Origin of the sequence: Brachybacterium rhamnosum (assembly GCF_039526185.1) — a bacterium.
Taxonomy (GTDB): Bacteria; Actinomycetota; Actinomycetes; order Actinomycetales; family Dermabacteraceae; genus Brachybacterium; species Brachybacterium rhamnosum.
The window spans coordinates 626163-648279 of sequence record NZ_BAAAIS010000002.1 but is presented as its reverse complement, the minus strand read 5'-3'; the positions used below and the strand labels follow the sequence as shown (position 1 = coordinate 648279).

At 71.6% G+C, this 22117-nt stretch carries 15 protein-coding genes; 6 read left to right on the top strand and 9 right to left on the bottom strand.

The features are described from left to right. Positions 1-33 precede the first annotated feature (33 nt). The 6 genes from rplI to ABD080_RS04775 all read right to left on the bottom strand — a co-directional run bounded on the left by rplI (position 34) and on the right by ABD080_RS04775 (position 6370). Positions 34-504, bottom strand: a complete 471-nt coding sequence (rplI, locus tag ABD080_RS04800; protein WP_343903823.1) for a 50S ribosomal protein L9 — start codon at positions 502-504, stop codon at positions 34-36. A gap of 17 nt (positions 505-521) precedes the next feature. Continuing rightward, positions 522-758, bottom strand: coding sequence for a 30S ribosomal protein S18 (gene rpsR, locus ABD080_RS04795; protein ID WP_137769400.1), 237 nt, complete (start codon positions 756-758; stop codon positions 522-524). A 98-nt stretch (positions 759-856) separates the two neighbouring features. Next, on the bottom strand, positions 857-1441 hold the full coding sequence (locus ABD080_RS04790; protein WP_137769399.1) for a single-stranded DNA-binding protein: 585 nt from the start codon (positions 1439-1441) through the stop codon (positions 857-859). A 140-nt stretch (positions 1442-1581) separates the two neighbouring features. Then, complete coding sequence (gene rpsF, locus ABD080_RS04785; RefSeq protein ID WP_137769398.1) at positions 1582-1872, bottom strand: 30S ribosomal protein S6; 291 nt, start codon at positions 1870-1872, stop codon at positions 1582-1584. Between the two features lie 240 nt (positions 1873-2112). Beyond that, complete coding sequence (locus tag ABD080_RS04780; RefSeq protein ID WP_343903821.1) at positions 2113-4668, bottom strand: transglycosylase domain-containing protein; 2556 nt, start codon at positions 4666-4668, stop codon at positions 2113-2115. A gap of 223 nt (positions 4669-4891) precedes the next feature. Further along, positions 4892-6370 carry a CCA tRNA nucleotidyltransferase gene (locus ABD080_RS04775; protein WP_377827272.1) on the bottom strand — a complete coding sequence of 493 codons (1479 nt, stop codon included), beginning with the start codon at positions 6368-6370 and terminating at the stop codon, positions 4892-4894. A gap of 100 nt (positions 6371-6470) precedes the next feature. On the opposite strand from ABD080_RS04775, the gene ABD080_RS04770 reads away from it, so the two are divergent. From ABD080_RS04770 to ABD080_RS04745, 6 genes are all read left to right on the top strand, one after another. After that, positions 6471-8891 carry a DUF6049 family protein gene (locus tag ABD080_RS04770; protein WP_343903820.1) on the top strand — a complete coding sequence of 807 codons (2421 nt, stop codon included), beginning with the start codon at positions 6471-6473 and terminating at the stop codon, positions 8889-8891. Next, positions 8888-10624 carry a murein biosynthesis integral membrane protein MurJ gene (gene murJ / locus ABD080_RS04765; protein ID WP_240811207.1) on the top strand — a complete coding sequence of 579 codons (1737 nt, stop codon included), beginning with the start codon at positions 8888-8890 and terminating at the stop codon, positions 10622-10624. The genes ABD080_RS04770 and murJ overlap by 4 nt, the downstream gene beginning before the upstream one ends. A gap of 55 nt (positions 10625-10679) precedes the next feature. Next, on the top strand, positions 10680-13274 hold the full coding sequence (locus ABD080_RS04760; protein ID WP_343903819.1) for a hypothetical protein: 2595 nt from the start codon (positions 10680-10682) through the stop codon (positions 13272-13274). Beyond that, a complete protein-coding gene (locus ABD080_RS04755) occupies positions 13271-13822 on the top strand; it encodes a hypothetical protein (protein WP_343903818.1) in 552 nt (183 codons plus the stop codon). Before ABD080_RS04760 ends, ABD080_RS04755 begins: the two co-directional genes overlap by 4 nt. Before the next feature lie 103 nt (positions 13823-13925). Next, complete coding sequence (gene trxB / locus ABD080_RS04750) at positions 13926-15056, top strand: thioredoxin-disulfide reductase (protein ID WP_137769395.1); 1131 nt, start codon at positions 13926-13928, stop codon at positions 15054-15056. 41 nt (positions 15057-15097) lie between these two features. Further along, positions 15098-15619 carry a YbbN family protein gene (locus ABD080_RS04745; RefSeq protein ID WP_343903817.1) on the top strand — a complete coding sequence of 174 codons (522 nt, stop codon included), beginning with the start codon at positions 15098-15100 and terminating at the stop codon, positions 15617-15619. 2955 nt (positions 15620-18574) lie between these two features. On the opposite strand, the gene ABD080_RS04740 is transcribed toward ABD080_RS04745, so the two are convergent. The 3 genes from ABD080_RS04740 to rsmG all read right to left on the bottom strand — a co-directional run bounded on the left by ABD080_RS04740 (position 18575) and on the right by rsmG (position 22113). Continuing rightward, positions 18575-20440: a ParB/RepB/Spo0J family partition protein gene (locus tag ABD080_RS04740; RefSeq protein ID WP_343903816.1), complete on the bottom strand. Its 1866-nt coding sequence runs from the start codon at positions 20438-20440 to the stop codon at positions 18575-18577. Positions 20441-20531: 91 nt separating this feature from the next. After that, on the bottom strand, positions 20532-21395 hold the full coding sequence (locus ABD080_RS04735) for a ParA family protein (protein ID WP_137771615.1): 864 nt from the start codon (positions 21393-21395) through the stop codon (positions 20532-20534). A 52-nt stretch (positions 21396-21447) separates the two neighbouring features. Next, a complete protein-coding gene (gene rsmG, locus ABD080_RS04730) occupies positions 21448-22113 on the bottom strand; it encodes a 16S rRNA (guanine(527)-N(7))-methyltransferase RsmG (RefSeq protein ID WP_343903815.1) in 666 nt (221 codons plus the stop codon). Positions 22114-22117: the final 4 nt, after the last annotated feature.

Below are 22117 nucleotides of genomic sequence, written 5' to 3'. Positions count from 1 at the left end.
GGGGCGTCGAGCGCAGGGTGCGAGAGCCTCGGATCAGGCCTTCACGGACCCCTTGGCGGCGACGACCTGGATGACCAGGTTCGCGAAGACGTCGTTGTGCAGACGCACGGTCGCCTTGTGCTCGCCCAGCGCCTTGATGGCGGCGGGGAACTCGACCGTGCGACGGTCGATGTCCTTGTCGAACACGGCCTTGACGCCGTCGGCGATCTCCTTGGAGGAGACGGCGCCGAAGAGGCGGCCGTTCTCGCCGGCGCGCTCGGAGACGACGACCGGCTTCGACTCGAGCGTCGCCTTGAGCGCCTGGGCGTCCTCGAGGTTCGTGATCGAGCGCTTGCCGCGGGCGGCGCGGATCTGGTCGAGCTGACGCTGACCGCCGTTGGTCCACGGGGTCGCGAGACCGCGGGGCTGCAGGTAGTTGCGGGCGTAGCCGTCCTTGACCTCGACGACGTCGCCGGCGGCACCGAGGCCGGAGACCTCGTGCGTGAGGATGAGCTTGGTGGTCATGGGTATGCCTTCCTTGCTCAGCGACCGGAGGTCGAGTAGGGCAGGAGCGCGATCTCGCGGGCGTTCTTCACGGCCTTCGCGATCTTGCGCTGCTCCTGCACGGACACGCCCGTCACCCGACGCGCGCGGATCTTGCCGCGGTCGGAGATGAACTTGCGCAGCAGCGCCGCGTCCTTGTAGTCCACGGTCTCGAGACCCGCAGCCTTCAGCGGGTTCAGCTTCTTCTTCGGCTTACGAAGAACAGGCTTGGCCATCGTGGTGCTCCTTCTTTCTGTGGAGCCCGGGCATGCACCCGGGATGGAATGGATGAGTGTCGATCCTGGTCAGCAGGCTCCGGAGAGCCCTCTGCGGATCAGAAGGGAGGGTCGTCGTACCCGCCCTGGTTGCCGCCGGCCCACGGGTCCTGGTCGGCGCCGCCCTGAGGAGCGTTGCCGTAGCCACCCTGCTGACCGCCGTTGTAGCCGCCCTGACCGCCGCCCTGCTGGCCGTAGCCACCCTGGCCGCCGCCGTTGAAGCCGCCGCCCTGCTGACCACCGCCGCCGTTGAAGCCGCGACCGCCGCCGCCTCCGCCGCGCTGCACCTTGGTGGGCTTGGCGGTGGCGTAGCGGAGCGACGGGCCGACCTCGTCGACCTGGAGCTCCACGGACGTGCGGTTGTTGCCCTCACGGTCGGTGTAGGAGCGCTGCTGGAGACGGCCCTGCACGACGACGCGCGTGCCCTTCTCCAGCGACTCCGCCACGTTCTCGGCGGCATCGCGCCAGACCGAGCAGCGCAGGAACAGCGCCTCGCCGTCCTTCCACTCGTTCGCCTGACGGTCGAAGGTGCGGGGGGTGGACGCGACGGTGAACGACGCCACGGCCGCTCCGGAGTTGGTGAAACGCAGCTCCGGGTCGGCGGTGAGGTTGCCGATCACCGTGATGACGGTGTCATTCGCCATGGGTGCTCCTCTGCTCCGAGTTCGGTGGGGTCAGTGGTGTCACTGGGAGGCGGCCCGGGGGCCGCGGATCGCCCGTCGGCGTGAGCCGGAGGCGATCGGGAGGGACGAGCCGCCGCGGAGCGGGGGCGCGTCCCGAAGGATCACTTCGCGTCGGCCCGCATGAGCTTGGTGCGCAGCACGGACTCGTTGAGCCCCAGCTGACGATCGAGCTCCTGCGCGGTGGCGGGGGTCGAGGTGAAGGTGAGGACGATGTAGATGCCCTCGGACTTCTTGTCGATCTCGTAGGCGAACTTCCGCTTGCCCCAGACGTCGACGTTGTCGATGGTGCCGCCCTCGGTGGGGACGACCTGGACCAGCTTCTCGAAGGTCCCGCTGACGGTCCGCTCATCGACGGACGGGTCGAGGATCACGACCATTTCGTAAGCGCGCATGTTTCGGTACCCACCTCCTGTGGTCTCAACGGCCACGGTCTCTCCGTGGCAGGAGGGTTCATGCCATCCGCGCAGCCGCCGGCGGCGCATGTCACGGACCGTGCAACCCTACCGGTCCCGGGGGACGGGGAGAAGAGCGGGGCGGGAGCTGCGCGGGGGATCACAGCCGGGGCCGACGACGACGCGGCCCGCCCGTCCCGGAGGACGAGCGGGCCGCATCGTGGACAGGGGATCGGAGGGTCAGTCCCCGGTCGTCCCCGTGTCGGTCTTGCCCTCCTCGGCGCCCGCCTCGGTGGTCGGCTTCGTGGACGACGGCTTGGTCGTCTTCTCCGCCGCCGGCTTCTCCGTCGTCGTCTTCTCCGCGGGCTTCTTCGTCGTCGTCGACTTCTCCGTGGTGGGCTCCTCCGTCGTCGGCTCCTCCGTCGTGGGCTCCTCGGTGGTGGGCTCCTCCGTCGTCGGCTCCTCCGTGGTCGGCGCCTCTGTGGTGGGCTCCTCCGTCGTCGGCTCCTCCGTGGTGGGCTCCTCCGTGGTCGGCGCCTCGGTGGTGGGGGCTTTCGTCGTCGGGGCCTGGGTCCGCGTCGACTTGCGGGTCGTCGTGGTGCTCGCGACGGCCTTCTGGTTGTCCAGCCGCACGGCCTCGGGGAAGTCCTCGAAGTCCTGGCCCTCGAGGGAGCGGGACATGATCGAGCCCCAGATCTCCGTGGGGTACGAGCCGCCGGTGATGTTCGAGTAGTCGCCCCACGGGGTGAGCGGGTCCTCGCCGCCGTCCGCGTTCGGCTGGAACATGCCCACGCCGGTCACGAGCTGCGGGGTGAAGCCCACGAACCATGCGGAGCGGAAGGACTCCGAGGTGCCGGTCTTCCCGGCCACGGGGCGGCCGTCCATGATGTCGACGAGCGCCTTCGCGGAGCCCGTGCTGGGCGGGCCCTGGAGGGCGACGGTGGCGTTGGTGGCCACGCCCTCGTCGAGCACGCGCTTGGCGGTGTCCTTGTGCTCGTACTCCTTGGAGCCGTCGGCGTTGGTCATCGTCTCGACGATGTACGCGGAGTGGTAGACGCCGCCGGAGGCGATCGTCGCGTAAGCCTCCGCCATCTCGCGGACGGTCGGCGAGGCGCTGCCGAGCACGTTCGAGGCGTAGTCGTCCAGGCCCGGCGTGGTCTCCGGGAGGCCCAGCTCGATCGCGGCCTCCTTGGTCTTCGTGGGGCCCATCTCGACGTTCAGCTCGGCGAAGGCCGTGTTGATCGAGTTCGTGGTCGCCTGCGCGAGGCTCACGGTGCCGTAGTCGACCTTGTTGAAGTTGTTCACGGTCCAGCCGGGGAAGGACTTCGGCGAGTTGCCGTCCCAGGTCGAGTACAGCGAGTAGCCCTCCTGGAGGGCCGCAACGAGCGTGAAGGTCTTGAAGATCGATCCGGCCTGCATGCGCGACTGGGTCGCGTCGTTGATGGACTGCTTCACGTAGTCCTCGCCGCCGTACATGCCGCGGATCGCGCCGCTGGACGGGTCCAGCGTCATCGTGCCCACGCGGTTGTTCTCGGGGCGGTCGCCGAGGTCCTCGATCGACTGGACGGTGTTGTCCTGGACGCTCTTGTCCACCGTGGAGACGATCTTGAAGCCGCCGGTGTTGAGCTCGTCCTGCGTGTAGCCCTGGTTGATGAGCTCGGTGCGCACCTGGTCCAGGAGGTAGCCGTTGGTGCCGCCCAGGCTGTTCTGCTTCTTGGGCTCGGCGGTCTTCGGGAACTCGAGGGCGTCCGCCTCCGCAGCGGTGAGCACCCCGGTGTCGTTGACCTCGCGCTCGATCACGCGTGCCCACAGCGACTGCGCCTTCTCCTCGTTGACCGCGGGGTCGTAGGACGAGGGTCCGGGGATCACGGCGACCAGCAGCGCGGCCTCGGACTCGTCGAGCTCGGAGGCGGGCTTGCCGAAGTAGGCCTGGGAGGCCTCCTCGATGCCGTACGCGCCGCGGCCGAAGTAGATGGTGTTGAGGTAGCGGGAGAGGATCTCGTCCTTGGGGAGCTCCTGGTCGATCTTGATCGCCATGAACATCTCCTTGACCTTGCCCACGTAGCTCGTGTTGGTGCCGGTGTAGTACCGCTCCACGTACTGCTGCGTGATGGTCGAGCCGCCCTGGCGCGCACCGCCGGAGAGGTTGTTGACCAGGGCTCGGAGGATGCCCTTGGGCGAGATGCCGCGGTTCTCGTAGAAGGTCGCGTCCTCGCTCGCGACGACCGCGTCCTTGACGGTCTGCGGGATCTCGTCGTTCGCGATCGGGGTGCGGTTGATGTCGCTGAACTTGCCCATCTCCGTCTCGCCGTCGGAGAAGTAGACGCGGGAGGACTGGGCGAGGGCGAAGTCGGAGGGCTCGGGGACCTCGGTGGTCTTGTACAGCCAGACGGTGCCGGCGAGGCCCAGCAGCACGATCAGCGCGAAGGCGCCGGCGAGCAGGCGGAAGGACGGCAGCCAGCGCCAGAAGCCGTTCTTCCCGGCCCGCGGGTAGTTCAGGAAGTTCGTCGCGGCGACCTTGCCGCTTCCCTTCCCGCGCCCGCTGCGCGCCGGTGCGGCGTGGCGGGACGCCGCCGAGCGGCTCCCTGCCCCCGCCGCGGCCGCACCGCCCGCGGCGGCGCCGGCCTTCTTCGGCGTGCGGCTCGTGCCCTTGCTCGCGGAGGCCGCGGCGCCCGGCGCCGGCTTCTTCGCGTCGGAGGCCCCGGAGGCGCGACGTACACCTGCGGCGCGACGATTGCCGGCCGACGGGTTCGTGCGGCGCGACGAGCCGCGGGAAGAGCGTCCGGAATCGCTCATGGCTGCTGCTCCTGGTCTGAAGGGGTCGAGGACGCGACTGCCGACGGGCAGGCGACCTCACAGTATGAGCATCCCACCCCCGCCGGCGGGAAGCCCCGGCGGTGAAGCACACACGGTGTGCACGTCTGCCGGGCGGTCCCTCACATCCTCCTCACACGGAGGCGGGGAGGCATCCAGCGTCCGTGCGGCGCGCGTCACCCGATCCCCCGGGCCGACCGCCCGCTCAGCCCTCGGCGCGGGCCGCCCACCAGGCGCGCAGCTCCGCCTCGGCGCGCTCGGCGCCCAGCGGGCCGTGCTCCATGCGCAGCTCGAGGAGGTGCTTGTAGGCCTCGCCCACCTCGCGGCCCGGGGGGAGGTCGAGGATCGACATGATCGCGTTGCCGTCGAGGTCCGGGCGGATCCGCCCGATCTCCTCCTGCTCGGCGAGGCGGTCGATCCGCTCCTCCAGTTCGTCGTAGGCGCGGGAGAGGGCGCGGGCCTTGCGCTGGTTGCGGGTGGTGACGTCCGCCCGGGTGAGCCGGTGCAGGCGCTGGAGCAGGTCCCCGGCGTCGGTGACGTAGCGGCGCACCGCGGAGTCGGTCCACGGGGAGTCCGCGTAGCCGTGGAAGCGCAGGTGCAGCTCGACGAGCCGGGACACCTTCTTGATGGTGTCCTTGTCGAAGGCGAGCGCCCGCAGCCGCTTGGCGGCCATCTTCGCGCCCACCGTCTCGTGGAAGCGGAAGGTCACCACGCCGCCGTCCTCGTAGCGGCGGGTGGCGGGCTTGCCGATGTCGTGGAGCAGCGCGGCGAGGCGCAGCACGAGGTCCGGCGCCTCGCAGGGGCCGCCCGAGCCGGCGGGGCTCTCGAGGTCCATCGCCTGGTCGAGCACGGTGAGGGAGTGCTCGTAGACGTCCTTGTGGCGGTGGTGCTCGTCGATCGCGAGCCGCATCTCCGGCAGCTCGGGCAGCACGTGGTCGGCGAGGCCCAGCTCGACCATGAGCTCGAGGCCGCGGCGCGGCGCGACGCCCGTCATGAGCTTGACCAGCTCGTCCTTGACCCGCTCGGCGGAGACGATGGTGATGCGCTCGGCGAGGTCCGCGACCGCGGCGGCGGTCATCGGCTCGATCCGCAGGTCGAGCTGGGAGACGAAGCGCACCGCGCGCATCATCCGCAGCGGGTCGTCGTCGAAGGACTGCTCGGGGGCGACCGGGGTGCGCAGCACGCCCTTGGCGAGGTCCTCGAGGCCGTCGAAGGGGTCGACGAGCTCGAGCGAGGGCAGGCGCACGGCCATCGCGTTGACGGTGAAGTCGCGCCGGGAGAGGTCCCCCTCGAGCGTGTCCCCGTAGGCGACCTGGGGCTTGCGGGACGCGGGGTCGTAGGTCTCGGTGCGGTAGGTCGTGATCTCGACCTTGACCCCGTCGCGGATCCCGCCGAGGGTCCCGAACTCGCGACCCATGTCCCAGATGCCGCCGTCGTGGGTCCAGCCGCGCAGGATCTCCTCGGTCTGCTCGGGGCGGGCGGAGGTCGTGAAGTCGAGGTCGGCGCTCACCCTGCCCAGGACCGCGTCGCGCACGGGGCCGCCCACGAGGGCCAGCTCGAGACCGGCCGCCTCGAAGCGGCGGCCGAGGTCGTGGATCTCCGCGGGCAGCGCCTCGAACATGGCGGCGGCCCGGGTGCGGGCGTTCTCGAGGCGGCGGGCGGCCTCGGCGGCGGGTTCGGTCACGGGGGTCCTGTCCTGCGGTCGATGTGAAGGTGGTGCGAGGGTCTGCGGAGCACGCGCGCCCGCGCAGGGAACTACGGTAGCGGCCGCATACAGTGTCCCCATGCCGTCCACCCGTCCGCTGCTGCGCCCGGTCCTCGCGGCGCTGCTGACGGTGACGATGCTCCTCGCTCCCGCGCTGCTGGCCGGCGCCGCGAGCCCGGCGAGCGCCGCCGCGCCCGCGTCCCCCGCCGCACCCGCGGCCCCGTCGGCCCCGTCGGAGGGTGGGGATTCCGCCGTCGACCTCACGCTCACCTCCCTGGATCCCACCTCCCTCGCGCCCGGCGGCACGCTCACCGCGCGGGTGAGGGTGACCAACACCTCCGAGGAGTCGCTCGACGCGGCGTCCCTCGAGCTGCGCACCCGCAGCTCGCGCGTCACCGACCGCGCGCAGCTCTCACAGTGGGAGGGCCTCACGGGGCCGGACACGGCGGGTGAGCCCGTCGCCTCCTCCGATCCGACGGTCATCGCGCCGGGGGACTCCGCGACGCTGCAGATCCGCGTCCCCGCGGAGGACCTCGGCTTCAGCGGGGAGTCCTATCTGTGGGGCACGCGCCGCATCTCGCTCACGCTCTCCACGTCCGACGGTCCCCAGGACGCGATCCGCACCTTCGTGGTGTGGCGCCCCGAGGGGGCGAGCGGCAGCATCACCGAGTCGGTGCTGCTGCCCATGACCGGCACGGATCCGGGGGCCGCGGCGGCCGATCCCTCCGCCTACGCGGACTCCGCCGCCTCCGGGCACCTCGCCTCCCTGCAGGCCCTCGCCGCGCGCGAGGACGTGGACTGGTGGCTGGACCCGCAGCTGCTGGACCCGCCGCGGCTCGCGATCGCCGAGGAGGGCGATCCGCAGACCACGAACGGCGACGCGGCCGCCGAGTACGCCGTCCCGGAGACCGCGCAGGCGATCGCCTCGACGCTGCAGGACGCCGTCGGCTCCCGCACCGTGCTCGCCATGCCCTATGCGCGCACGGACCTCGCGGGACTCCGGGAAGGCGGCGCCACGGACCTCGCGGACGCGGCGGATGCCCTGGGCCGGGACACCTGGCAGGAGTCGGGGATCGTCCTGCGCTCGCGGGCCGTCGGCATCCCCGGTGACGAGGTCACCGCCGACGCCCTCGACGAGGCGGCCGCGGCGGGGGCGGACACCGTCATCGTGCCCTCCACGTCGGTGCGGGAGGATCCGGGATCGGCCGTCACCCCCAGCTCGATCGGCACCTACGAGGCGACGGGCGCGACGGGATCCGGGCGGGACCTGCGGGTGCTCGCGCCGGATCCGGAGCTCTCCGCCGAGTTCGCCTCGCTCGACGGCAGCACCGACCCGGAGCTCGTGACCCAGCGGATGCTCGCGGAGACCGCGACGATCGCCTCGGAGTACTCGCAGGCACCGCGGCACCTGCTGATCAGCCCGGATCCGGAGGCCGCCCTGGACGCAGAGGCCGCGGGCACCGCGCTCGACGCCCTCGACGAGGCCCCCTGGCTCACCCGCGGGACCACCGATGCCCTGCTCTCCGCCGCGGAGCAGGACGCGGTCACGACGAACCCCTCGACATCGGGGGACGACCTCTACGCCCTCGGGGCGATCGATGCGGCGACCGTGGCTCCCTCGGCGGAGTCCGAGGACGGCACCTGGACGCGCACCGACCCGGCCGACGTCGCCGCGACGGACGTCGAGCCCGCCCTCGCCCGTCGGCTGCAGGACCTCTGGGGCGAGCTCGACACGCTCGGGGCGGTCATGGAGGACGACGCCGCGCTCGACGGTCCCCGCCTCGAGGTGCTCTCCGCCGCCTCGGAGCACTGGGGCTCCGCCGCGGACTCCTCCGCGCGGGCGGATCTGGCGGAGTCCGCCGTCGCGGACCTCACCGGGGCGATCTCCGTCGTCCCGACCTCCGGCTACAACCTCATCTCCGACTCGGCGGGCGTGCCGATCACGGTGAAGAACTCCCTGGACACGCCGATCACGGTGCGGATCGCGGTGTCCTCGGACCGCCCGATCGTGCGGGTGGGCGAGCAGCCCGTCGTGACGGTCCCCGCCCGCGGCCAGATCGACAAGACGGTCCCGGTCGAGGCGATCGCGAACGGCACCGTGACCCTCTCCGTGCAGCTGACCAGCGATCCCGACGCCGAGGACGCCCCGGACGGCGGGGCGCAGGCGCTCACCTCGACCTCCGAGGTGCCGCTCACAGTGAACCCGGCGTGGGAGAACTGGACGACCCTGCTGCTCGTGATCGGCATGGGCGCGCTCGTGGTGGTGGGCGTCGCGCGCGCCCGCCGCACGGGCTCCTCGCACCGCGCCCCGGCCGTGCACGGCCCCGAGGACCCGGTGGTCCTCGCCCGCACCGGCCGCTCCGAGCCCACCACCGAGCCGCTGCCGCCCACCGCCGACGACGCCGACGACGCCGAGACCCATCCCGACCCCACGACCGAGACCGGGGACGAGGCCGCCGCCGCGGCCGAGGACCCGGAGCAGAAGGAGGAGCGCCCGTGACGACACGTCCCCGCGAGCTCCGCACCCATCACGTTCCCCGCCACCGCCGCCACGGCACCCCCGGGAGCAGCTCCCGCCTCATGAAGGCCTCCGTGGTCATGGCCTCGGGGTCGATCGTCTCGCGGCTGCTCGGCTTCGTGCGGAACTTCCTGTTCGGCTCGATCCTCGCGGGCTCCATGTCCTCCGCCGGCAGCGCCTTCAGCGCCGCGAACGCCCTGCCCAACACGGTGTGGCTGTTCGTGGGCGGCGGCACGCTCAACGCGATCCTGGTGCCCGCGATCGTGCGCGCCGTGAAGCGGCCGGACCGCGGCAGCGACTACGTCTCGCGCCTCATGACCCTCGTGTCCCTCGTGTCGCTCGTGCTCACGGGGCTGTGCATGCTGCTCGTGCCCGTGCTGCTCGTGCTCACGAGCGGCAGCCTGCCGCCGGCGACCTACGCGCTCGCGGTGCAGCTGGGCTACTGGATGATGCCGCAGGTCTTCTTCTCCGCCCTGTACGTCATGTGCGGGCAGCTGCTGAACGCGCACGACTCCTTCGGCCCGTACCAGTGGGCGCCGGTGGTCAACAACCTCATCGGCATCGTCGGCGCGGCCCTGTTCCTGGGCATGTGGGGCGCCGTCGGCGACCCGTCGCAGTGGACCCTCGCGATGATCGTGGCGATGGCGGCGATCAACGTGGGCGGCTCCGCGGGCCAGGTCGTCTTCCTCACCTGGTTCGTCAAGAAGCTCGACCTGCGACTGCGGCCGCGATGGGGCTTCCGCGGGCTGGGCCTCGGCAAGCTCAGCAGGATCGGCCTGTGGACCCTCGCGATGCTGGGCCTCGGCCAGCTCGGCGTGTGGGCGACCCGCTGGTCCACCGGCGGTGCGGTGCACGCGGCGGAGGCGGCCGGGAAGGACTCCGACCTCGCGGCCCGCTATCCGGGGCTGCTCTCGATCGACTGGGCCTACCTCGCGTTCATGATTCCGCAGGGCATCATCGCGGTCTCCCTGGTCACGGCCGCCTTCCCGGCGATCTCGCGCAGCGCCGCCGCGGGGGACCACGCCGCGGCGCTCGCCGCGTACGCCCGCACGAACCGCCTGCTCGCGGTGCCGATGGTGCTGTGCACGGTCCTCTTCATCGCCCTCGCCGGCCCGATCATGTGGGCGATCGGCGGCGGCACGGGGCCGATCGGAGCCCGGGCGAACGGCGCGGTGCTCGTGGGCTACATGCTGGGCCTCGTGCCCTTCGCGGCCCTCTACCTCGTCAAGCGCGTGTTCTACGCGTACGAGGACGCCCGCGTGCCCTTCTACACGCAGATCCCGAACACGCTCGCCTCCCTCGTGGGTGCGCCGATCATCCTCGCCGTGGTGGACCCGGCGTGGGCGACGGCGACCGCGGCGACGGTGAGCAGCGTCGGCAACCTCGCCGGATGGCTCATGGCCCTGTGGTTCCTGCGGCGCCGTGCCGCTGCCCTCGGCGAGGCCGTGCCGGGCACACGGAAGGGTCTGGTGCTCGCGGGGAAGCTCGCGCTCGCGGCGCTCGTCTCCTGGGCCGTGGGGGCGGGGCTCGTGCAGCTGCTGGACGGGGCCATCTGGTCCCACCGATCGGTCGCCATCGCCCTGGGCGTCGTGATCGGCGCGGTGGTCTCCGCGGTGTTCCTGGCCGTGGCCTGGCTGCTGCGGGTCGAGGAGGTCCAGCGCATGGTGGGCACCGGAACCCGGGCCCTCGGCCGCCTGCGCGGGGCGACCTCGTAGCATGGAAGCCGCCCGAGCTCGCAGCGAGGGCGAACACCGACGACAAGGACGGTCCGTGGACACGAACTCTCATCTGGACGCGCTGCGCTCCCGGTGGACCCTGGAGGGGCGGATCCCCCTGTCCGGGGTCGCCGAGGGCGCCTCGTGGCACCGGGCCCGCACGGTCGCGAGCGGGGAGGACGTGGCGCTGCTGGTCGTGCACGGCCCGGCCGCGCTCGAGGCCGCCGATGCCGTGCGCCGCGCGTATCTGGTGGAGGACCCGCACCTCGTGCCGGTCCGCGAGATCGTCGTGCTCGAGGATCCCCGTGAGGAGAGCGCGACGGACGGGACCGCGGGCGAGCCGACGACGGTCGTCGAGTACCCGCTGCCCACGTCCCCGCCGCTCGCGGCGCTGCTCGCCGACGGCCCCCTGCACCCCGAGACCGCGCGCGCCGTGATCGGCGAGGCCGCGACCGGGCTCGAGGTCGCGCGCCGTCGTGGCCTGCGCCATCAGCTGCTCGACTCCAACCGCGTCTTCGTCGACACGGCCTCCGGGGCGGTCTCCGTGCTCGGTGTGGGCGTCGAGGCCGCCGCGCACACCGATCTGGACCGCTCGCGGGAGATCGCCTCCTTCCAGGACACGCGAGCCCTCGTCGCGCTGCTGTTCCGGGCGCTCACGGGCCGCAGCCCGCGACCGGGGGCCGACGGGACGATCCCACGGCCATCCGCGCTGCGTGCAGAGGGCGCCCCGCCGATCCCCGAGGACCTCGACCTGCTGTGCGAGCTCGTGCTGGGCGGCGCCGCGGAGGAGGGCCCGGAGACCACTCGGGACCTGATCGAGGCCCTCGAGCCGTGGCAGTCGATCCCGGTGACCCTCGAGGCCTATGCGGGTCGCGGGGCGACCCCGGCTGCCTCCGCCCGCGATGCCGCTCCGGCCGCGCCCGTCGTCGTGCCCGGCCGGGAGACCTCGGTGAGCGCGGGCTCCGCGGCGCCGACCTCCGGGGAGGAGGCGCCGACGTCGGACCCGACCCGTCAGCGGCAGGCCGACGCTGCTCCGGCCACCGAGTCGTTCGAGCCGCTCCCCGCCGACGGCGACCTCCCGGAGGAGGACACCGTCTCCCGCACCCCCGGCGCGGCCGCATCCGGCGCGGCCGCCGCGGCGACGGCCGGGGTCGTCGGCGCCGGCGCGGCATCGGCCGCCGTCGATCCCGAGAACCCCGAGGCCCCCGAGTCCTCGGTGCCCGCCGAGGAGCAGGAGACGACCGCTGCGCCTTCCTCCTCCGCGGCCGAGGGCGAGGCGAAGGCACTGGTGAAGGAGCTGCATCTCGATGAGCGCCGCTCCTCGAGCGCCTTCCCGGGCCATCTCGATGTCGCCGCTCCCGCGCCTCGCCCCGCAGCGACCGACACCGGGACCGATGCCGCCGCAGCGACGGGATCCGCCGCGCATACCGACGCGGCCACAGCTCATGACGCCGCGCCCCTGGCCGCCGGCGCGGGTGCGGCCGGTGCCGCGACCGTCGGCGCTGCGGCGGCCGTCGCCGCAGCCGCACCCTCCGGCCCGTCCTCACCGGCCGACCCGTCGGACCCGTCGGCCCCGACGAGTCCGTCGACCCCGGTGAGTCCCTCGACCCCGGCCGACGCGCCGGGCACCTCCGCACCGGAATCCGCCGAGTCCGGGGTGGCCCCCGCCGCGGCGGAGCCCGGCACGGCCGCCCTCCCCGCGGCCGCCGGCACCACCGCGAGCACCGCGCTCACCCCCGCCACGCATCACCGTCATGACTCCGCGTCCTCCGCGGCGGAGGGCACCGGCCCGCTCGCCGTCTCCGGGCGCACCGAGTCGCTCGCACCGGTCGACTCCGGTCCGATCGTCGTGCGCGGCCGCGACCGCTCCGCCCTCGAGTCGGACATCCCTGAGGACACGGTCCCCGCCTCCCGCAGCTCCCTGCTGCGCGAGGTCGTCGGCGTCGCGGTCGATGCGGACGACCCGCAGACCTGGGGCCTCGGCCCCGCACAGCCCGCCGCCCGCTCGCGCCAGGCCCAATGGATCCTGCTGGGCGCCGTGCTGCTGGTCATCATCGCGATGGTCTTCGCGATCACGTCGATCACCTCGGGGCTGCGCCAGCGGGTCGAGAACCCGCTGAACACGCAGCCGGTCGCGACCGCGACCACCGCCGCACCGAGCGAGGAGGCGAGCCCTACCGCCGAGGAGGAGAGCCCGTCGCCCACCGCGACCCTGCCCGCGCCCGAGGTGACCGGGGTCGAGGAGTTCAACTCGAGCACCCTCGACCATCCGGAGCAGGCCTCGCGCATCACGGATGGCGACACCGGCACCTTCTGGTCCACGAAGCTGTACACGAGCTCCGACTTCGGCGGGCTCAAGGACGGCACGGGCATCAAGCTGACCTTCGCGGAGGAGTCCACGATCACGAAGGTCACCGTGACGACCGCCCGCAACACGGGCGGGACGATCGAGCTGCACGCGGTGAACGCCGACGGCAGCCTCCGCGACGTCGCCGCGACCGCCCAGTTCAACGGGGACGGCGAGGCCGTCCTCACCCCGAAGGAGCCCCTCGAGGCCGACGGCGCCGCGCTGTGGATCCCCGACCTCCCGCAGGACAGCGTCGAGACCGATCGCTACCGCGGCCGGATCGCCGAGGTCCGCGTCGAATGAGCCCGCGCCCGGCCCTCCGGCGGGTGCACGGGCTGTCCTCCCGGCTCCCGAACTTCCTCGGGATCCCGGTCGTGGTGATCCTCGCGGTGCTGGTCGTGGCCGCGCTGATCGGGCTGCAGCTGTCCACGGCGCTCGAGCAGTCGAGCACCACACACCCGCGGGCAGGTGTCGCGGTCGACACGGAGAACGGTGCCGGGAAGAATTCGGCGGGTCTGCCCGTTGTCACGGAGAGCTCCCTGGGCACCGAGGTCCAGAGGCTCGTCGACGCCGGCACCATCCAGCCGATGACGAGCTTCGACGCCGCGACCTGCCTGCAGGCCCTCGGGAGCGTGGATGCGGTGCTGATCATGGAGGAGGTCGCGTGGGGAACCGACCAGACGTCGGCCTGGCTGCTCGTGCACGGTCCCGTGGACCGCGACACGCTCCAGGCTACGGGCGGCACGGTCTCGGTCACCGTGGTGCGCCCCACCTGCGGCGACGCCTCGACGCAGGCGGATCCGTCCCAGGTGGGCCTCTGGAGCGGCACCGTGCTCATCGAGGGCGTGTGAGCGCCGTCCCGCCTCGTCCCTCGCCCGCCCCCTCCGACCCCTTCGCGCCGTACGCTCGTCTGCGTCGCCGCGCCGTTCCCCTCCACCTCCGGAAGGACCTCCCATGACCCAGCCGATCCAGGCTCTCAACATCCTCGGCGCCTCCGCCACCTCCGCGCAGGCCTGCGGGCCCGAGGGCTGCGAGGCCCCCGAGACCGCGCAGGACGGCGCGGCGCAGGACAGCACGGTGCACGAGGTCGTCATCGTCGGCTCCGGTCCCGCGGGCTACACGGCCGCGATCTACACGGCCCGCGCCGAGATGAAGCCGATCGTCCTCGCGGGGGCGCTCGACGCCGGCGGCGCGCTGATGACCACGACGGACGTCGAGAACTTCCCCGGCTTCGCCGAGGGGATCCAGGGCCCCGAGCTCATGACGACCATGCAGGAGCAGGCCGAGCGCTTCGGCGCGCAGATCGAGTTCGAGGACGTCGTCGACGTGCAGCTCGAGGGCGACGTCAAGACGATCACGCTCGAGGACGGCACCGTGTACCGGGCGAAGTCGGTGATCATCGCGACCGGTTCCGCGTACCGCCGTCTCGACGTGAACGGCGAGGACCGCCTCTCCGGCAAGGGCGTCAGCTGGTGCGCCACGTGCGACGGCTTCTTCTTCAAGGACCAGGACATCGTCGTGGTCGGCGGCGGAGACAGCGCCGTCGAGGAGGCCACCTTCCTCACGCGCTTCGGCCGCACGGTGACCCTCGTGCACCGTCGTGACGCGCTGCGCGCCTCGAAGATCATGGCCCGCCGCGCGGAGAGCGACCCGAAGCTGTCCTTCGCGTGGAACAGCGAGCTGGTCTCGATCAACGGCGGTGAGAAGGTCGAGTCGATCACCGTGCGCGACACGCAGACCGGTGAGGAGCGCGAGATCGCGACCTCCGCCGTCTTCGAGGCGATCGGTCACCTCCCGCGCACGGAGCTGTTCCAGGACAAGCTCGAGCTCGACGAGCAGGGCTACATCGTCGTCGAGGGCCGCACCACCCGCACCTCCGTGGAGGGCGTCTTCGCGGCCGGCGACGTCGTCGACCACACGTACCGCCAGGCGATCACCGCCGCGGGCTCCGGCTGCCAGGCAGCGCTGGACGCCGAGCGCTGGCTCGCGGATCGCGACGCGGAGGCGGAGGAGACGGCCGACGTCGCCGACGCGCCGACCGACGCCACCGCCGCCTTCGTCTCCGAGGCCGCCGCCCGCGCCTGAGGCGCACCGACCGCACGAGGCACGATGAGCAGCGACGATCGATGAAGAGCACCGATCCGGCCGCAGGGGCGGCTCCCGAGCAGGGAGCCGCCCCTGCGGGCTCTGATCTGCTCGTCCTCGTGACGGCCTCCTGGTGCGCTCCGGCGCGACCTGCGGTGACGATCCTGAGGGAGCTCTCCCGCCGCTGGGGACCCGATCGCACCGCCGTGCACCTCCTGGACCCCGAACCGGCGCTCCTGGATGCCCTCGGGGTCGAGGTGCTGCCCACCTGGCTGCTGCTCGAGCACGAGGAGCCCGGCGAACCCGCCGCCGTCCCGGATACCTCCGCCGCGCCCAGCCCTTCCGCCGCTCCCGACGCTCCCGACGCTCCCGACGCTCCCGACGCTGAGCGTTCCACGACCGGGCGCTCCACCGTCCGCCGGACCGTCCGCACCTCCACGCTCCTCCCGACCCCCACAGGGGAGCGGATCGAGCTCCGTGGCTCCTGGACAGAGCTGCATCGACGCACGGGAGCTCTCCCGAAGCACGTCATCGACGAGGAGTTCGGCCCGTTGCGGAGCTGAGAGACTGCTGCACAGGAGTCCACGAAGTGCCGCCGACGGGCGCGTCAAGTTGCCCCGGACTCACCGCGATGACGTGCACCGATCCCCGCATCCACATGGTTGTCCACACCGATGTCCACAGTCTTCGCGGGCTCCGTCCACAGAGTTATCCACATTGGTGTGTGGAGAGAGCAGCGAGAATCTGATCGCCCGAGTGTCGGGCTAATCATGCTGTGACCTGCGGTGATACTGATCTCCAGGAAGGGGTGCCCAGCGACGGGTCCTGTGGTATAGGTCATAGTCTGCCGATCTGGTTCGATCTCTTGGGGACCGCGTCCATCGCTGTCCACACCGTTTCCCACAGTGTGCAAAAGTGGCGTCGGAGCACTCTCCCCGCATCGTCGTGACGTCGCGACGACTCATGTCGTGTGTGCGCGGCGTCGAGCTCTCACGACCGCCCCGACCTCTCTACCTGATCTCCCAACGGAGTATGGACATCGCCGGAGCAGCCGGGGAGTGGTTCCACGACGAACATCTGAGCGCTGTCGCGCGCTCACGACATCTGCTGACCGCGACCGCTCCCGCCCCGGCACTCCACACTGCGCGCCGTCCGTCCAGCTGCCGTCCACCACGTCGTCATCTGCGCCACGGCGGGACTTCTCTCATCTACGACAACAACTCATCATGTCGTTCTTCTCGGGTTTCACGCGAAACAGGACCCGTGCCTCCGCTTTGGCTTGGCGCGTCCTAGCGGGGTTGTCTCTGTCCCACCTGACGTGGTCCCATATCTTCATGGTTCGCCGTGAAACCCTCGGGGGCCGGTCTCGGGCACTTAGTGCGCACGCGGGAGAGACGCTGGTGGTCGTCGCCTGCTCTCTTGCTCGGGTGAAGGAACGGCTGGCGACGTTCGTTCCCCGTGAAACATCGACCCCGAGTGACAATCTGCATTTCGCGTCGCGCATACTGACGACGCAGGCACGCTAAGCGCGTACGCGCCCACACCCGCAGAGATGACCTGAGCGACGACGGCAGTGCCTCCTTCGCGGTCCGCGCCTACGTCAAGGTTGGTTTCGCGTGAAACACCGCTGGCCTGCCTCCGGCGCCGGACCTCATACGTGCAGAGGAGCGGCATCGAGAGTTTCCCGTGAAACGCTGGCTCATCGGCGTGTGGTTCCGGTTCGTCTCCATCGACAGCCTTGGGCACCGTAGCCCTCTACGCCCATCTCATGTGGTTCCGGGATGGACAGGAGGTTTCGCGTGAAACTCATCGAGGACGAGTGTGCTCTGCGCGGACTGGACTCGAGGCTCGCCGCAAGAGTGGGACCTTGGGAGGGTGAGTTTCCCGTGAAGCCAGGTGTCAGTCGCCCATCAACCCTCGTGCACACCCTCAGAAGAGGAGGGGTCGCGTCAAGGATCTCCATGCGTAGTGCCATCACATCCATCACTGAGTCCGCGGCAGCAGGCACCTAACTCTTCGTCCCTCTTGTCGCCATGCATGGCCATCTCTCTCCTGAGGTGACAGATCGACTGGCGTGTTTCACGGGAAACACCGATGGCGTCGCCGAGCGCACCGTCGCTGCGCCATCTCGCTGAGATTCGGCCCCCATTCACGGTCTGCCTCGCGCGGTGCCACCCGTCTGATCAGGGCGAGCCGATGCTCACCCGAGGATGACGCCTCTCCTCCCCGAGCCACGGCTGGTGCTTCGTACAGGGAGAGGCCGACGTTCCACGGGAAGCAAGACATCGCCACTCTTCGCCGCCGCGTGTTTCACGGGAAACCATCCGATCCGCATATGGGGGCCGGCTGAGTTTCACGGGAAACGGCGTCGCCGAGCCACGGGATCGTCACGTCGTGCGTTGCCAAAGGCCGCATCGCGGCAGAGTCTCCTCGGAGGGGAATGAACGGAACTCCGCCCACAGAGCCACCCGATCACGCGGGACCGCACGGACCCGAGCAGCGTGTACGTCCACACGTCGGCGGCGCTGCGTTGCCGCCCACCTGTGGGATCTCCCGCACCCGTTTCACGTGAATCGACGAGGCACGCGGACCTCTCCTCGGTAGTCATGGTTGCTCGAGTCCGTAGGACGTCAAGTCGTCGTCGAGCGGAGGGAGCTGCAGGATCGTCACCGGCCCTGAGGAAGCGGGCACCTGATTACTCCACGCCTCCTGTCACACTCCCGCACGCTGTTCAGTTTCACGGGAAACCCGCCCCTAGCGCGATTCCCTCGGCACTCGTCCCGCCAATGGTGTGCTGTGTCGGAAGTGCGGGGATCGCAGAGGCAAGGAGGGAGGCGTCGAAGGGAGCGAGGGTGTGCTCCCAGCTCTGCGCGGGGCCCATGCCGACGCAGCAAGCCGCTCACGTTTCACGGGGAACATACCTGTGACCTGCAAGAATGTTGGGGCACAACTCTCTATCCGGGAGGAGTGGTGTGCTGTCCGGCCACCGTCCTCCGGTCGCCGGTCCCTCTCTCCGGGGGAGCGGGTTTCACGTGTGTCCGAAGGGCATGCCGACACCTCCGCCGACCCCCGGGTGCCCCGGCCCCACGTGACGCCAGGCGGGAGCGCCCACCCGGCGGCTGACGTTCAGGTCGCTCACTCGCGAGCACCACCGCTCCTCTCTACTGGCAGTCATGCGGTACGCGAACCGAGCTCACGGTCGGCGACGGGAGCTCATCGCGGGGTCGGGGGCCGAATCCACAGAGTTGTGCACATCGGTGGACAACGTCGAGCGAGTGACCTCACCCGCGCCGACCCCGGCCCTCGCCGCATGCATCCCACGGGCGCTCTCGGGGACTCCACCACTTACCTCGGTGGTGAACCGTACACATCGGACTTCTAGGGTGTATCGGTACATCACAGTCGTCCCCCTCTCCCCTCCCGGGGATGCGCGACGGGCCCGCACCCCTGTGGGTGCGGGCCCGTGGCACGAAGAGTCGCTGCAGGTTCTCCGAGACGTGCAGAGCAGTCGGGGAGGGTCAGTCCTCCACGGAGGTCTCGAGCCCCATGGTCTCCACCAGGCGCTCGAGATCCTCGAGGTTGGTGAACTCCAGGGTGATCTTGCCCTTGCGCTTGCCCACGTCGATGCGCACCTGGGTCTCCAGGCGGTTGGAGAGCCGGCTGGTGAGGTCCACGACGTGCGGATCGTAGCTGGAGCGGCGCACGGTGCGTGCGGGGGCCTGCTGCCCACCACGGGCCACCAGACGCTCCACGGCGCGCACGGAGAGCCCCTCCGAGACGATGCGCTGCGCGAGCTCCTCCATGAGCGAGGGATCGTCCAGGGAGAGCAGGGCACGGGCGTGACCGGCGCTCAGGGCGCCGCTCGCGAGCCGGCGCTGGACCAGCGCGGGGAGGCGCAGGAGCCGCAGGGTGTTGGTGATCTGGGGGCGCGAGCGACCGATCCGCTCACCGAGCTCGTCCTGCGTGCAGCCGAAGTCGTCGAGCAGCTGCTGGTAGGCGGCGGCCTCCTCGAGCGGGTTCAACTGAGACCGATGGAGGTTCTCGAGCAGCGCGTCCCGCAGGAGGTCGTCGTCGCTCGTCTCCCGGATGATCGCCGGGATCGAGGGGAGGCCGGCACGGCGGGCGGCGCGCCAACGGCGCTCGCCCATGACGAGCTCGAAGGATTCGCCGTCCTCGCTGACCGGGATCGGGCGGACGACGACGGGCTGCAGCACGCCGACGTGGCGCACGGAGAAGGCGAGCTCGTCGAGCTCGTCGTCGTCGAAGAGCGTCCGGGGGTTCCGCGGGTTCTCCCGGATCTCGTGGATCGGGATCTCGGCGAACTCCGCACCGGGGACGGGGAGCAGGCTGGCGTCGTCCGAGGCGGACGCGACGGGCTCCTCGGTCGTGGAGGGCTCCTCCGACGCGGCGGGCTCCTCGATCTCCTCGGTCCCCGACGCCGCGGCACGGGCCTGGGCGGGCGTCGACTCGACCGGCTGCACGTCGACCACGGGGCTCGACTCGGCGGGCGAGGAGAGGGCCTCCTCCGCCGCCGGGGCCTCGGTGCTCTCCGCCGTCGACACCTCCGGAGCTGTCTCCTCCTCCGGGGGAGCGGTCACCCGGGTGGTCGGCTCGACCGGGGCCGACGGGGCGCTCTCGGCGGCGGGCGCCAGGGCCGTGCTCGCCGGGGTCTCCGCAGCCGTCGTGGACGCGGAGGGCGTCGAGGACTCATCGGCTGACGTGGACCCGGCGGCCTTCGAGGACGACGAGGGCTTCTCGGCGGCGGCCGTCGAGGGAGCGGCCGTCGACGCCGAGTTCTCCTTCGAGGCCGTGCTCGTCGAGGCAGCGGCCTTCGACGGCGTCGCCTTCGAGGTGGCCTGCTTCGAGGTGGCCGACGTCGATGCCGCGGCCTTCGAGGAGGAGCTCTTCGCAGCAGCCGGCTTCGAGCTGGTGGTCGTCGACGAGGACGCCTTCGAGGAGGTGGACTTCGATGCCGAGGACGCGGCGGCGCTCTTCTTCGCCGGGGTGCTCTTCTTCGCGGGGGAGCTCTTCGCCGGCGCGCTCGTGGAGGAGCTGCGGCGGCGGGTGCTCGGCGCCTTCTCCTCCTCCGCAGCGGCGCGGGAGGCGGTGCGCGTGCCCCGGCCGCGGCGCTCGGCGGCGGCCTTGGCCATGTCGCCGGCGAGGTCACGGGGGTTGCTGCGCCCACGGGATGCGGCATCGTCCTCGCCCACGCGGTCGCCGCTGAAGAACATGTCCACGGGGCGCTCCGACGCAACGCGCTCACTCGGGGAATCGGTGCGGGGCGTGCGGGTGCGCAGCTCCGGGGTCGGCGCGGCCGCCGGTGCCGATCCCGCGCCGGGGATCAGGGCGCCGAGTCCGCGTCCGAGTCCTCGTTTCTGCGTCATCTCCGTGGTCCTTCCGAGAAGCAAACGTGCATGGGCCGAAGTCGATCCCGGTCCGCAGGGGACGGCCGAACGGCGGACGGGAAGAGGGGAGTCACGGGGCGGGACGGACGGTGATCTCGTGCGCCGCGGCCCGGTAGGCCAGGGCCCCGCTCGACCCGGGATCGTACGTGAGGACCGTCTGCCCGTAGCTCGGCGCCTCCGAGATCCGCACCGAGCGCGGGATCGTCGTGACGAGGGTCTGCTCGGGGAAGTGCTCCCGCACCTCCGCGGCGACCTGCGCGGCGAGCCGCGTCCGGGCGTCGTACATCGTCATGAGGATCGAGGAGACCTGCAGATCCGGGTTCAGGTGCTGCCGGATCAGATCGATGTTGTTCAGCAGCAGCGTGAGCCCCTCGAGGGCGTAGTACTCCGCCTGGATCGGGATGAGCACCTCACGGGCCGCGACCAGCGCGTTGACCGTCAGCAGGCCCAGCGAGGGCGGGCAGTCCACGAGCACGTAGTCCAGCCGCGGCAGGCCCTCCTCCCCGCGGTGCGCGAGGAAGTCCCGGATGGCGTTCCGCAGGCGGTTCTCCCGGGCCACGAGCGAGACCAGCTCGATCTCCGCACCGGAGAGGTTGATCGTCGCGGGGGCGCACTGCAGGCGCGGCATGTCCGGCACGTCCTGGACGACGTCCGCGATCGGGGCGGAGTCCACGAGCACCTCGTACATGCTCGGCACCTCGGCGTGGTGCGCGATGCCGAGGGCGGTCGAGGCGTTGCCCTGCGGGTCCGCGTCGATCACGAGCACGTGCAGGCCGCCCATCGCCAGCGCCGCCGCCAGGTTCACGGTCGTGGAGGTCTTCCCCACGCCGCCCTTCTGGTTCGCGACGGTGATGATGCGGGTCGTCTCCGGAGCGGAGAAGGCCGCCTTCTCGAGCTCCCGGCGCCGGGCATGGTCCCGCGTCAGCTCCCGCATGAGCGGGGTGTCGTCGAGGGCGCCCCCGGTCGCGGAGGCGTCGCCTGGCCGATCAGCCACGGGGGTCTCCCTTCCTGGTTGCTCGTGCGCGGCGGCGCACGTGGACCACTGTAGTGGGAAGGTCGACCTCCCCTTCCCCGCAGCGGAGCACGGTCCCCTCGTCCCCGCCGAGACGCCGCAGCACCTTCTGCGCGGCGTCGAGCTCGTCCTGCGCGGAGGAGCCCTTCATGGCGATGAGCGAGCCGCCGTCGGCCACGAGCGGCATCGTCCACTTGGCGAGCTTGTCGAGGGCCGCGACCGCCCGGGCGGTCACGACGGCGAAGTCGCGGTCCCCGTGCAGCTCCTCCGCGCGGGCGCGGACCACCTCGAGGCTCAGGTCCAGCTCGGCGTCGACCTCCTCGAGCCACGTCGTGCGCCGCTGCATCGTCTCGATGAGGGTCACGGGCAGGTCGGGGCGGGCGATCGCGATGACCACGCCGGGCAGCCCCGACCCGGAGCCGACGTCGGCGAGGGAGGCGGCGTCCTCCGGGATCGCGTCGCTCAGCAGGGCGCAGTTGATGATGTGGCGCTCCCACAGCCGCTCCACCTCGCGCGGGCCGATGAGGCCGCGCTCCACGCCCTGCTCGGCGAGGAGGTCGGTGTAGCGCTGCGCGAGCTCCAGACGGTCGCCGAAGAGGCGCTCGGCCGGGGCGCGCAGGTGCTCGGGAAGCGCCAGCACGACG